The sequence below is a fragment of the Pseudomonas sp. KH_046_2 genome (assembly GCF_057838985.1).
The window spans coordinates 2,518,162-2,530,901 of sequence record NZ_CM174480.1 but is presented as its reverse complement, the minus strand read 5'-3'; the positions used below and the strand labels follow the sequence as shown (position 1 = coordinate 2,530,901).

Here is a 12,740-nt window from a genome sequence, read left to right as displayed (position 1 = left end):
CAATCGGCCATTTGCGGACATGCCATCGCTTTCCATCACCCTGCGCTAGCCTTGGGACTCCACTAAAGTACTGATTCATGGAGCTTAGAGACGAGCAATGAAACTGAACCACAGACCAGTGAAGGCTAGCGACATAAAAATGATCTGCGGCTTTCCTCAGAATGCTCAAGAGTTGTTTTTCATGTTTCCGAAGGCGCACTTCCCGCTAACGGAAACGCAGTTGATTACCGCGATCTCCCAACGCTTCGACTCTACCGTCGTGGAGATCAATGGGACTGTCGTTGGGTTTGCCAATTTCTATCGAGCTGAACGCAATGGCGTTTGCTGTATCGGCAATGTCATCGTCTCGCCGAGCGCTCGGGGCGAAGGAGTGGCCACGTTTATCGTAGAGACGATGACCGGCTTGGCATTCGAGCGTTACGGAGCCAAGGAGGTGCAGATTTCCTGTTTCAACGAAAACACGGCAGGCCTGCTGCTCTACCCCAAGCTTGGGTTTGTGCCTTATGCCATTGAGGAGCGACCTTCTTTGGGAAACGGCCGTTCGGCCCTCATACACATGACGCGCAGCAGAAACTCGACAGGTTGAATACACAGCCAGAGGCGGCCATTCAGGCCATCTGAAACAACCGACAACTTGATGTATTCACTGACCCACCATGGGGTGACAGGAATGGGCTACCTTGTTGACCCGGTTACTCACCGCTCAGGGAGAGCGCCATGCCTGTAGAAATCCAACTTTCGGAAAATGCGACGGAAGCGCAGCGGCTGGGAATCTTGACCCCGTTGCTGGCCCATAACCTGGTCAATGGTGGGGACGACGCCCATGAAACATTTGCCCTGTTGCTACGAGACCCCGACAGTAACGAAGTCATTGGCGGACTGTACGGCAAGGTCTCTTATCGATGGCTGCTCATCGATCTTGTCAGCGTTCCCGAGTCGATGCGTGGCCAGGGTATCGGAGAACGGCTAATGCGCATGGCCGAAGAAGTCGCACGGAAAAAGCACTGCATTGGTATCTGGCTGGAGACTTTCAGCTTTCGGGCACCCGGGTTTTATCGAAAACTTGGTTACTCCGAATTCGGACGCCTGGCAGATTATCCACCGGGACATACCCGGCTCTATTATCAGAAGTCGTTATGCTGACCGCGTTTTGGATCCTGGGCCGATAGCTGCGCTTGGTAGCGGGCAGCTATCGAGTGCCGCCCCTCACCACAGGCAACAATCGGCCAGAAGCTGACGCTCACTCCATATCGGGACAAGGCCGCGACATGGAAAGTCAGTGCCGGCAAGGTACCCATGTAATAGCAAATTGCGAGACGATGTACGCATACACGCGCTCGCCCTCGTCGGGCTCCCGCTCTGATCGCAGTGCTGTTGTTACGGAGATGAAATGACGTTTCCCCCCTTGCACAATTTTAAAGTGTTCGAGAGCGTGGCCCGCTTGGGCAACCTGGCAGCAGCCGCGGTTGAGTTGCACTAGTAGTTGGGCTCGCCGATGGCGTAGAGGAAGTTCGTTAACTTATGCACCATAAAGGCCGGGCTTTGCGCCTCGGGGGCTTCTTGTGCCTGAGTGGCGAATGGAGCAGCGAGGATGGTGAAGGAAACCAGGGTCAGGATTTTTACGAGTTTGCGCATGGAATGCGAACCTTTTCTCTTATTGTCAACGGATGGCAGAGCACTGTCTGCCCTGTCTATCTCACTGACTGTGGGTTCGCATATCAATGGATGATTTTTAAAGCAGGACACTTCAGTTCAACTTAAGCGTGCGACAAATAGTCGGCAACCTTTTAACCCCCTGAAAGTAAAAGTCGAAGATCCAGGCTTTTCAGTCGACTCATAGCTACTGAGCTACAGAGTCTCCCTCCCTAAACCATCCATCATATGAATAATGCATGTGCAAACATGTGATTTCCATAACTCCTGTGGATTAGAGAGTATTTGTCCATCGAAACCAGCCATCTCCAAAGGGGAACGCCATGTTCAGTAAGGTAGTAGCTCTCGCACTAATCCCGGTGGGCACCGCATTGCTGGCAGGTGCAGTCCTGCCCTTTCAGGCTGCCAGCAATGCAGCCGTCGGCCGAGCGTTAGGGCACCCGCTCTGGGGGGCGTTAACTTCGCTGATCGTCAGTGCCGTTGTGGTGGTGATTGCACTGTTAGTCCTGCGGGTATCTGCGCCTGACGTCGGCAAGGCTTTGCAGGGGTCTTGGTGGCTATGGATCGGCGGCATTTTGGGTGCTGTGTATGTAGGAAGCGCAACGGCCATCACTCCCCAGCTAGGGGCTAGCGGATTTCTGTTGCTCGTCGTAGCGGGACAAATTTTAGCTTCCGTTCTGGTTGACCATTTCGGGCTAATGGGACTCGCCAACAAACCGATCACTTTCACTCGACTGGCAGGGGTCGTGCTCATCTTCGGTGGTGTGTTGCTGGTTCAGGGCATCGGCACTCCAACGGTTGAGAACAGCGCCACACAAATCAGCAAGTAACCCGCTTTACCCGTTTTATGCAAACCCGCAACGCAACCGCAACTTTCTGACTCACGATAGGAGAAACAAAGATGAACTTCGTAAAACTTCAGTTCAGCGATGGCCGTTCCGATGTTGAAGGTATCGATAGCGTCAACGCTGTCTTGCGCAGCGTAGGTGTGCGCGCCAGCACTGTCTCCATACCCGACGAAGCCAAGCCGATTCTCAAAGCATCGCTGATTAACGCCATCAGCGAAGAAGATCAAAACAAGCTGCTTTCGATATTCAGTCTCAACCGTGCTGAACTGCTGGAGCAAATCCACCTCGCAGGCCGTACTCCTGAGGTACACCGTGGCGGCTACCTGGGTACTCGCGAGGGAGATACAGCGCCCTATCCAAAAGTTTACGACATGAAAGCCATGACTCCAGAGATGCGGACATGGGCACTGAATCGTTATGGTCGTCTTCATGTAAACACTTCGGACAACGGCGCGGGCATTGATGAAGTGATGACGGTGGTATCCGGTGGTGCTTTCACCTGGATGTTTGTACTGCCCGATGGCGTCCTTGCGCGTCTGACCGTGCAGGAGATCAATCCTGAAGGGCCTGCCGTGCGCCTCAGCTATCCTGGCTTCGGCATGCACGCTGGCTACATGGATCCGCACCAGGGCGTAATTGTTGCCTACGCCCATGGGCCGGAAAGCTTCACCATTCGCTTCGATGAACCCAGCGTGGCGCATGCCGAGTTGCTCAATACCAATCCTTGGGTCGACTTCTCGGGTGAGGTGCCTCAACTGTTTTCGAAGGTCAGCTGAGTCGTCGAACTTGATGCACGCATCGTGAAGAGTGCCCATCTGAAGATTCGAAACTGGATGGGTACTCAAATCAGTGTTCCGACAGGAGAGATCGTTATGCGCAGTTTTTCAATTCAACGTATAGACCATGTTGTTCTGCGGGTGCAGGACATTGAGCGCAGCCTGGCCTTCTACTCATCTGTACTGGGGTGTGATGTCAAAAAGCGCCGTGACGACCTTGGCATGATTCACCTGAGCGCAGGTGCATCCATGATTGACCTGGTTGATGTGAACGGGCCGATCGGTCGTCAGGGTGGGCAGCCCGCGGGTAAGCAAAGACACAACGTCGATCACTTCTGCCTTCGGGTTGAGCCGTTTGATGAACAGGCCATTCTCCGCCAGTTGGCTGATGCCGGTGTATCGGCTGAAAAGGCAGTGATGCGCTATGGAGCAGAAGGAACAGGTTTGTCGATCTATCTCAATGACCCTGATGATAATCAAATTGAGTTGAAAGGCCCTGCTCTGCAATCCTCATGAAATTCGCCAGATCGACGGGCATGCTGCACTGGTTTGTCGTCAGTTTTGCTGAGAGCACTTGAAGACTGCCTCACGCAGCCAGCGATGTGCGGCATCACCCTCTTTTCTGGTGTGCCAAGCCTGCTGATAGGCGAATCGGGGGATATCAATGGGCGGTTCGAATTGCCGTAGCGATTTGTGGTTTCGCATCGGGCCTACCGCGCGACTGGCAACCGTAAGAATCAAATCGGTACCAGCAAGCACTTCGACCGCAGCGCTCCAGTGGGGCAAAGCCAAGGCAATGTGACGCTTTAAGCCTCGGGCGGCCAACGCCTGCTCGATCTCGTCATTCGCATCAGGGCGAAGCGCGAGCATTACATGCGGGCGAGATAGCCAATCGTTCAGTGAAAGACCACCCCGCGCGGGCAATACTTTTTTATCGGCGAGACTGATGAATCCTTCGCAAAAGAGATCTTGAAACGCAATGGCATCCGGAACCTCGGGAAAGATGCCCAGTGCAAGGTCGAGCTCGCCATCCAAAAGCTGAGAAATCATCATTTCTCGACTTGCCTGGCTGATAGCCAAATCAATACCAGGAGCTTCTTGACGAACCTTCTGGGTAAGCCGAGGCAGAAGGATCCGCGCGGCATAGTCCGATAGCGACAATCTGAAACGGCCCTTCGCCGTTGATGGCTCAAATGACGGAGCGCCCAACAGCGAGTTCAAGTTGCCCAAAGCATCCTGAAGCGGCTGAGCCAGCGCTTGTGCCCTCGCCGTTAAAACCATGGACCCGTTTCGCCGTATGAGCAAAGGGTCATCGAAATGGGCTCTGAGCAACGCGAGAGCGTGGCTGACTGCTGGCTGGCTTTTATGCAGCCGGACAGACGCTCGCGTGACGTGTTTCTCGGCCAATAACGCATGAAGCGTTACCAACATGTTGAGGTCAATTCTGCGCAGTTCATCCATTGAATGAATACTCGAGTCGCAAAGCAGTGGTTTTCATCAATTTACCACATGAACTGTCACACCCGCCGAGCGCTGATCGGCATGTTTAACGGAGAACTTTATGCCAGGCAAAACAGCCCTTTATCTTTTTCTGCCCATGCTGACAGCCTTCATGGCGGGCACGCTGACTCCGGTACAGGCCGCTAGCGGTGCTACGTTGGGACGCATGCTCGGCCATCCTTTGTGGGGAGCCGCCGTCGCGCTCATCATTGGCGTAGTTGCGATATTGGTAGTGGCCATCCTTATGCGCTTACCTGTGCCTAAGTTCCAAAGTGCAGTAAGCGGCCCGTGGTGGATGTGGATCGGTGGTGTGACAGGGGCCGTTTATGTGGCTACTTCCTTAGCGCTACTTCCAAAAGTCAGAGCGAGCGGTTTCCTTCTGTCTGTAATAGCCGGTCAGATGATTGCTGCGATGCTACTCGACCACTTTGGCCTGCTTGGTTTGACGGAAAAGCCAGTCGGTTTTGGGCGCTTTTTGGGTGTGGGAATCATGCTGCTGGGCCTCGTCGTAGCACAGTTCAGCAGTCCTGGTGTTTCACAGGCTGTGTCGAAGGACAAAGAAGTGCTGACAGAGCAAGCGTCGAATAGAAATACGTTGAATTAACAAGGATACAAGGGGCATCGCTTGAGTCGACTGGCGGCTGTACATCCAGCTAATCGAAGTGGTCTGCTCCTGGCGTCCGCTTTGGCCGTTTTCTGCCGGTCAGGGCCACGAAGCATGCTGGTCAAATCCGATGCAATCGGTGGCCAGATCGAATGCAAATGGGTGGGCAAGTCTGAGCAATTACCCAGCCAGCAACCTGCGCGTCATTCCAAGACTCACCTGAAGCCATGTTAGAAACGTTGGGTGGTTTGATCGTTCATCTGTTGATCGACGCTGAATGCGCATTTGGCCGGTTGGAATCTGCTGCTATGAGTTGCAAACGGCCAATACCGGCAGTCGCCTTCACGCTCAATGCTGCACAAATCAAATGTTAGCGATAATGCTGGCTTAATTCAGGTACGGTGATATCGCCCCGAATCAGGGCCGTCGGCAGGCTGCTGAGAAAAAGCATCCAATTGTAAGAGCAATTTTCAGCGACTACACTCCAGCCCATGAAACGCTATCTGCGGTTTTGCATCATCTTCATGATCAGCTTGACGCTTCCCCTCAGCGGAATGGCGGGTGTTCAGGCGCCCACAGAACCATGCCCGATGAAGTCGATGGGCATGGCGATGATGGACGACATGGGGATGGACTGCTGCAACGATATGAAAAGCCCTTCCGAGCACGGCAAACCTTGTAAGCCGGGCCAGGAATGCAAGACGGGCGGCATGCTGCAAGTCTCTATCTTCAAACCTCCTGTAACCGTGTTCAACCCCGTAGTGCTTTCCTTCTTCAGCGCTTCCCTGCCCGTGCAGACCCCGTCCGGGGTATGGCGACCGCCTCGCGTTTGATTCCTGTCCAACATTGAGCCTCATTGCGCATTAGCGGGATGGACTGGCTGTGCGCATGTCTTTTTGACGCGTGCAGTGGATGATCACAGGAATCGTAAACATGAACTCCAAGTGCTATTGCACAGGTTGGTCCCTCGTGGCCGGTCTGGCGGCAAGCGTACTGGCATTGCCGAGCTTCGCTGCCGCATTGACACTCGATGAAGCGCTGCGGCTGGCCGAAAACAATGCGCCGTCGCTGGCTGCACAAGATGCCAAGATTCAGGCTGCCAGTAGTGCGGCTATTCCAGCGGGTGAATTACCTGACCCCAAGTTGCTGGCAGGTGTGCAGAACTACCCCATCGGCGGCCCGGATCGCTGGAGCATCAACGACGACTTCATGACCATGCAAATGGTCGGGGTCAGACAAGAGATGCCTAACGGTGACAAACGCAAAGCTCGAATCGAAGTCGCCAACGCCGCCGTTGATCGCGCTGCCGCCGAGCGTCGGGTTGCACGACTGAACGTACGCCAATCCACGGCATTGGCCTGGATCAGCAGCTACTCGATCGAGCGCAAAGATGCGCTGTTCCAGGACTTCTACAAAGAAAACCGTTTGCTGACCGATACCATCCGGGCCCAGATTGCCGGTGGCCGCGCTCAACCCGCCGATGCGGTGACGCCCAAGCAAGAAGCGGCTCGACTGGCGGAGCAACAGGACGATCTGGTTCTCCAGAGAGCGCAGGCCCGAGCGGCCCTCAAACGCTGGATTGGCTCCGCCGCCAACGACAAGCCTGTGGGCAGCTTGCCGCAGTGGCCTGTCGATTCCTCTAGCTACGCCCATAAACTGCAACACCACCCCGAGTTGGCAGCGTTTGCACCGATGACCCGCGAAGCGCAAGCCAAGGTCCGTGAAGCCGAGTCGGAGAAAAAGTCAGACTGGAGTTGGGAGCTTGACTATCAACATCGCGATCGCCAGTTCGGCGACATGGTCAGCGTGCAATTGTCCTGGGACTTGCCGCTGTTTCCTGACTCCCGGCAAAACCCCAAAATCGCAGCCAAACAGGCTGAACTCAGCCAGCTTGAGGCCGAGCGCGAAGCCCTGTCACGCGAGCACACTCAGCAACTGGAAAACGAACTGGCTGACTATGAGCGCCTGAATCGTGCGGTAAGCCGCAACCAGGAAAGCCTGTTGCCGCTGGCCAGGGAAAAGGTCGAACTCAGCATGGCCAGTTACCGTGCCGGTAAAGGCGATTTGAACGCCGTTGTTGCCGCCCGACGTGAACTCATCGAAGCCCGACTCAAACAAATCGACGTGGAAGAACAGCGGGCACTGACCAGTGCGCGTCTGTTTTTTGCTTATGGGGAGTCCGGCCAATGATCCTTGAAAAATGGAACGGGGCATTGCTGGTTGGCATCTCGCTGGCATTGGGTGTTTCCGGTGGCTACTGGTTCGCTCACCAGCGCATGAGCGCGGCACCTGTTGCGACCCAGGAGCAGAAACTCAATTCGCCGGACGAACGCAAGGCAATGTATTGGTACGACCCCATGTACCCGCAGCAAAAGTTCGATAAGCCGGGCAAGTCGCCTTTCATGGACATGCAACTGGTCCCCCAGTACGCCAACGGCGTCGAGGATCGTGCGACCGTCAGTATCGATCCGGGTCTGACCCAAAATCTCGGTCTGCGTTTTGCGACTGTCACTCGTGGAAACTTTGAGTCCAGCCTCGACGTGACAGGTGTCCTGGCGTTCAACGAACGGGATGTCGCGGTGATTCAGGCTCGTACAGAGGGCTTTGTGGAGAGGGTCTATGCCCATGCACCCGGTGATCTGCTCAAAGCCAATGCGGCACTGGCAGATATCCTGGTGCCGGACTGGGCGGCCGCCCAGACAGAGTTCCTTGCCCTCAAGCGCAACGGTGATGCCGACCTGCTGGCTGCGGCACGCCAGCGACTGCGGCTCACCGGGATGCCGGCTGCTCTGATCACCCAGATAGAGCGCAGTGGCAAAGTCCAGCCGAACCTGACCCTCACCAGCCCCATCAGCGGCGTGCTGCAAGAGTTGAACGTACGTGCGGGCATGACCGTAGCGGCTGGCGAGACTCTGGCACGCGTCAATGGCTTGAGCAGTGTCTGGCTGGCCGTGGCCGTTCCGGAATCGGATGCCGGAGTCATCACCGTGGGCCAGGCAGTCGAAGCGCGCTTGCCAGCCTTTCCAGGGGCAACGCTCAGTGGCAAGGTCAGCGCGATTTTGCCCGAGACCAATCAGGACAGCCGCACCCTTCGCGTGCGGGTGGAACTACCCAATCCGGATGGGCACCTGAGGCCAGGTTTGACGGCGCAGGTCCGCCTGAATCGTACATCTGAGCAAAGTGTATTGTGGGTGCCGAGCGAAGCGGTGATTCGCACTGGCCGACGTGCCCTGGTAATGCTCGCCGAAGACGCCGGCCGCTACCGCCCGGTGGAGGTGCAACCCGGGCAGGAAAGCGATGGCAAGACGGCGATTTTGAAAGGTCTGGAGGAAGGCCAGAAGGTGGTTACGTCCGGCCAGTTCCTCCTCGATTCCGAGGCCAGTCTCAAGGGCATTGTTGCTACCTCGGAGCAAGAGTCACCACCCAGTGGAGCAGCCGCCAGTTTGCATGAGGCGGATGGACAGATCGTTGAGATCAACGACAAAGAAGTTACGCTCGCCCACGGCCCTTTCAAGACGCTGGGCATGCCTGGCATGACAATGACGTTCCCTCTTGCCAGTCCGGCGCTGATGCAGGGTCTCAAGGCGGGTGACAAGGTTCGGGTCGCGCTGAGCCAGACCGACGATGGCTTGCGTGTCGAGCGCCTGGCCAAATCGGGGAGCCAGCCATGATCGCTGCCCTCATTCGTTGGTCAGTGGCCAACCGGTTCCTGGTGCTACTGGCGACGTTGTTCGTCACGGCTTGGGGTATCTGGTCGGTGCAGAGCACGCCCATCGATGCGCTGCCAGACCTTTCCGATGTGCAGGTGATCATCCGCACCCCTTATGCAGGACAAGCACCGCAGATTGTCGAGAACCAGGTGACCTATCCGTTGGCCACCACCATGCTCTCGGTGCCCGGCGCCAGGACCGTGCGTGGTTATTCCTTCTTCGGTGACAGCTTTGTCTACGTGCTGTTTGAAGACGGCACTGACTTGTATTGGGCTCGCTCGCGGGTGTTGGAGTACCTGAGCCAAGTACAGAGTCGGTTGCCGGCCAGCGCCAAACCAGCGTTGGGGCCCGATGCGACGGGGGTGGGCTGGATCTACCAGTACGCACTGGTGGATCGCAGCGGTGGACACGACCTGGCGCAACTGCGCGCGCTTCAGGACTGGTTTCTCAAGTTCGAACTCAAGACGCTGCCCAACGTCGCAGAGGTGGCGACGATCGGCGGGATGGTCAAGCAGTACCAGGTACAGCTTGATCCGCTGAAACTAGCCAGCCTCGGTATCACTCAGGCCGAGGTGACTGAGGCTATCGGCAAGGCTAACCAGGAAACCGGTGGCGCGGTGCTGGAGATGGCAGAGACCGAGTTCATCGTGCGGGCTTCCGGTTACTTGAAGACGCTCAATGACTTTCGGGCGATCCCGCTCAAGTTGGGTGCGGGTGGTGTGCCGGTGACCCTTGGCGATGTCGCCACGATTCAGTCGGGACCGGAAATGCGCCGTGGCATCACCGAACTCGACGGCGAAGGCGAGACCGTCGGTGGCGTGGTGATTTTGCGCAGCGGCAAGAACGCTCGCGAGACCATCGCAGCGGTCAAGACCAAACTCGACGAACTGAAAAGCAGTCTGCCGGCCGGGGTGGAAATCGTCACCACCTACGATCGCAGCAAGCTGATCGATCGCGCGGTGGAAAACCTCAGCCACAAGCTGCTCGAAGAGTTCATCGTCGTCGCGTTGGTCTGCGGGATCTTTCTCTGGCACTTGCGCTCATCGTTGGTGGCGATCATTTCGCTGCCGGTGGGGGTGCTGATTGCCTTCATCGTCATGCGCTACCAAGGCATCAACGCCAACATCATGTCCTTGGGCGGAATCGCCATCGCCATCGGCGCCATGGTCGACGCTGCCGTGGTGATGATCGAGAATGCCCACAAGAAGATTGAAGCGTGGCACGCGGCCAATCCTGGAGAGGAACTCAAGGGTGAACATCATTGGCATGTGATGACCGAAGCCGCGACTGAAGTGGGACCAGCGCTGTTCTTCTGTCTGATGATCATCACCCTGTCGTTCATTCCGGTGTTCACACTGCAAGCTCAGGAAGGACGGCTGTTCGGCCCTTTGGCTTTCACCAAGACCTACGCCATGGCCGCAGCGGCGGGATTGTCAGTGACCTTGGTGCCGGTGCTGATGGGCTACTGGATACGCGGGCGAATTCCCAGTGAACAACAGAATCCGTTGAACCGGTGGTTGATTCGAATCTATCAGCCGGCCTTGGACGCAGTCTTGCGTCGACCGAAGATCACGCTGCTGGTGGCGCTGTTGGTTTTTGTCAGTGCGCTATGGCCAATGTCGCGTTTAGGTGGCGAGTTTCTCCCCCCGCTGGACGAGGGCGACCTGCTCTATATGCCTTCTGCCCTGCCGGGATTGTCGGCGCAGAAAGCGGCGCAACTGCTGCAACAGACCGACCGCTTGATCAAGACCGTTCCAGAGGTCGAACACGTCTTCGGTAAAGCCGGTCGCGCCGAAACCGCCACCGACCCGGCACCGCTGGAAATGTTCGAAACCACCATCCAGTTCAAGCCACACGAGCAATGGCGTGCAGGCATGACTCAGGAAAAACTGGTGGAGGAACTGGATCGCGTGGTGCGCGTTCCCGGTTTGACAAACATCTGGATACCGCCGATTCGCAACCGTATCGACATGCTGGCGACGGGTATAAAGAGCCCGATCGGTGTGAAGGTTGCCGGCACCAATCTGGCGGAAATCGAGGCGGTCACCCAGGCGGTCGAGCGAGTGGCCAAGGATGTACCCGGTGTCAGTTCGGCCCTGGCCGAGCGGCTGACTGGCGGCCGCTATATCGATGTCGATATCGACCGCAAGGCCGCCGCCCGCTATGGGCTGAACATCGCCGATGTGCAGTCCATCGTGGCCGGTGCCATCGGTGGTGAAAATGTCGGGGAGACCATTGAAGGTCTCGCGCGTTTCCCGATCAACGTACGCTACCCACGGGAGTGGCGCGACTCGCTCGGTGCCCTGGAACAACTGCCGATCTACACCCCGCTGGGTAGCCAGATCACCCTTGGCACGGTAGCGAAGGTCAAGGTCAGTGACGGCCCACCGATGCTCAAGAGCGAGAACGCACGGCCTTCAGGCTGGGTGTACATCGATGTTCGAGGCAGGGATATAGCTTCTGTGGTCGCCGATCTACGTCGGGTCGTCAATGAACAGGTCCGGTTGCAGCCAGGCATGAGCCTCAGCTACTCAGGACAGTTCGAGTTTCTCGAAAGGGCCAACGCACGGCTCAAACTGGTGGTACCGGCCACGCTGTTGATCATCTTCGTGTTGCTCTACCTGACTTTTGCCCGGTTTGATGAGGCCCTGCTGATCATGGCCACTCTGCCATTCGCACTGACTGGGGGGGCATGGTTTCTCTATCTGTTGGGCTTCAACCTGTCGGTCGCCACGGGGGTCGGCTTCATCGCCTTGGCCGGTGTTTCTGCCGAGTTCGGCGTGATTATGTTGCTCTACCTGAAAAACGCCTGGGCCGAACGTGAAGACCTCGGTGACAGCACTGAACGCGGGCTGGTGGCGGCGATTCGTGAAGGCGCTGTGCAGCGCGTTCGACCCAAGGCCATGACCGTTGCCGTCATCATTGCCGGTCTGCTGCCCATTCTGTTGGGCAGCGGAACCGGTAGTGAGGTGATGAGCCGCATTGCCGCGCCCATGGTGGGCGGCATGGTCACGGCACCCTTGCTGTCCCTGTTTGTCATTCCGGCAGCCTATCGATTGATGCGCCGCCGGCACCTCCTGCTTGTACCCACCACACCTCAAGGAAAAGTCGTATGAAACTGACCCTGACTGCAGTCGCAAGCACCGTACTCGCGCTATCACTTTCTACCCACGCACAGGACATGCCGGGTATGAAAATGGACGGCATGGAAGGCATGCAGATGAATCAGGAAACAAAACAGGCTCCGGTATCCAATGCCGAAGGTACGATCAAGGCTATCGATACTACGAAGCTTACGGTGACGATCTCCCACGGCGCCGTTCCCGCCCTGCAATGGCCGCCGATGACGATGGCCTTTTCCGCGGCGAAAGATCAGTTGTCGGGGTTGATGCCTGGAGACCGGGTATCGTTTTCCTTCCGGCTAGAGGGTAACAGCGCCTCGATTGTGTCCATTAAAAAATAAATTCCGGTGGTGGAAGTGTCCGGCACGTTTTGTCGTGCCGGACATAACCCATTAAATCCGCTGGCTCGGGAAAAACTGAGGGTTCCGGGTTTTGTGAACGGCTGGCAATTGCTTACCCGTCCACTTCCGCTTCCTCTTCCGTCATCCTCGTCAGTGTTTCAGACCTGCGACAGACTTCAAAAAAAA

At 56.7% G+C, this 12,740-nt stretch carries 13 protein-coding genes; 11 read left to right on the top strand and 2 right to left on the bottom strand.

Translation table 11 applies throughout. From position 1 onward, the window contains the following. Positions 1-97: 97 nt before the first annotated feature. The gene (locus AC3IX1_RS11535; protein WP_489388274.1) at positions 98-586 is read left to right on the top strand and encodes a GNAT family N-acetyltransferase; all 489 of its coding nucleotides are present in this window, start codon (positions 98-100) and stop codon (positions 584-586) included. A 131-nt stretch (positions 587-717) separates the two neighbouring features. Next, positions 718-1,143, top strand: coding sequence for a GNAT family N-acetyltransferase (locus tag AC3IX1_RS11530; RefSeq protein ID WP_489388273.1), 426 nt, complete (start codon positions 718-720; stop codon positions 1,141-1,143). Positions 1,144-1,476: 333 nt separating this feature from the next. On the opposite strand, the gene AC3IX1_RS11525 is transcribed toward AC3IX1_RS11530, so the two are convergent. After that, positions 1,477-1,635: a hypothetical protein gene (locus AC3IX1_RS11525; protein WP_489388272.1), complete on the bottom strand. Its 159-nt coding sequence runs from the start codon at positions 1,633-1,635 to the stop codon at positions 1,477-1,479. Between the two features lie 341 nt (positions 1,636-1,976). Between AC3IX1_RS11525 and AC3IX1_RS11520 the strand changes: the two genes are divergently transcribed. The 3 genes from AC3IX1_RS11520 (at position 1,977) to AC3IX1_RS11510 (ending at position 3,793) form a co-directional block, all read left to right on the top strand. Then, positions 1,977-2,483 (top strand): DMT family transporter, encoded by a 507-nt coding sequence (locus AC3IX1_RS11520; RefSeq protein ID WP_489388271.1) that lies wholly within the window; start codon positions 1,977-1,979, stop codon positions 2,481-2,483. A gap of 71 nt (positions 2,484-2,554) precedes the next feature. Continuing rightward, complete coding sequence (locus AC3IX1_RS11515; RefSeq protein ID WP_489388270.1) at positions 2,555-3,277, top strand: hypothetical protein; 723 nt, start codon at positions 2,555-2,557, stop codon at positions 3,275-3,277. 96 nt (positions 3,278-3,373) lie between these two features. After that, complete coding sequence (locus tag AC3IX1_RS11510) at positions 3,374-3,793, top strand: VOC family protein (RefSeq protein ID WP_489388269.1); 420 nt, start codon at positions 3,374-3,376, stop codon at positions 3,791-3,793. Positions 3,794-3,832: 39 nt separating this feature from the next. Here the strand turns inward: AC3IX1_RS11510 and AC3IX1_RS11505 are convergent, their stop codons facing one another. Next, positions 3,833-4,738 (bottom strand): LysR family transcriptional regulator, encoded by a 906-nt coding sequence (locus AC3IX1_RS11505; protein ID WP_489388268.1) that lies wholly within the window; start codon positions 4,736-4,738, stop codon positions 3,833-3,835. Positions 4,739-4,838: 100 nt separating this feature from the next. Here AC3IX1_RS11505 and AC3IX1_RS11500 point away from each other — a divergent pair, with 100 nt between their 5' ends. The 6 genes from AC3IX1_RS11500 (at position 4,839) to AC3IX1_RS11475 (ending at position 12,554) form a co-directional block, all read left to right on the top strand. Then, positions 4,839-5,381, top strand: a complete 543-nt coding sequence (locus tag AC3IX1_RS11500; protein WP_489388267.1) for a DMT family transporter — start codon at positions 4,839-4,841, stop codon at positions 5,379-5,381. 491 nt (positions 5,382-5,872) lie between these two features. Next, on the top strand, positions 5,873-6,214 hold the full coding sequence (locus tag AC3IX1_RS11495) for a hypothetical protein (RefSeq protein ID WP_489388266.1): 342 nt from the start codon (positions 5,873-5,875) through the stop codon (positions 6,212-6,214). A 100-nt stretch (positions 6,215-6,314) separates the two neighbouring features. Next, positions 6,315-7,571: a TolC family protein gene (locus tag AC3IX1_RS11490; RefSeq protein WP_489388265.1), complete on the top strand. Its 1,257-nt coding sequence runs from the start codon at positions 6,315-6,317 to the stop codon at positions 7,569-7,571. Further along, a complete protein-coding gene (locus AC3IX1_RS11485) occupies positions 7,568-9,052 on the top strand; it encodes an efflux RND transporter periplasmic adaptor subunit (protein ID WP_489388264.1) in 1,485 nt (494 codons plus the stop codon). Before AC3IX1_RS11490 ends, AC3IX1_RS11485 begins: the two co-directional genes overlap by 4 nt. Continuing rightward, positions 9,049-12,207, top strand: coding sequence for an efflux RND transporter permease subunit (locus AC3IX1_RS11480; protein WP_489388263.1), 3,159 nt, complete (start codon positions 9,049-9,051; stop codon positions 12,205-12,207). Before AC3IX1_RS11485 ends, AC3IX1_RS11480 begins: the two co-directional genes overlap by 4 nt. After that, positions 12,204-12,554, top strand: a complete 351-nt coding sequence (locus AC3IX1_RS11475; protein ID WP_489388262.1) for a copper-binding protein — start codon at positions 12,204-12,206, stop codon at positions 12,552-12,554. The genes AC3IX1_RS11480 and AC3IX1_RS11475 overlap by 4 nt, the downstream gene beginning before the upstream one ends. The last annotated feature ends 186 nt before the right edge of the window (positions 12,555-12,740 follow it).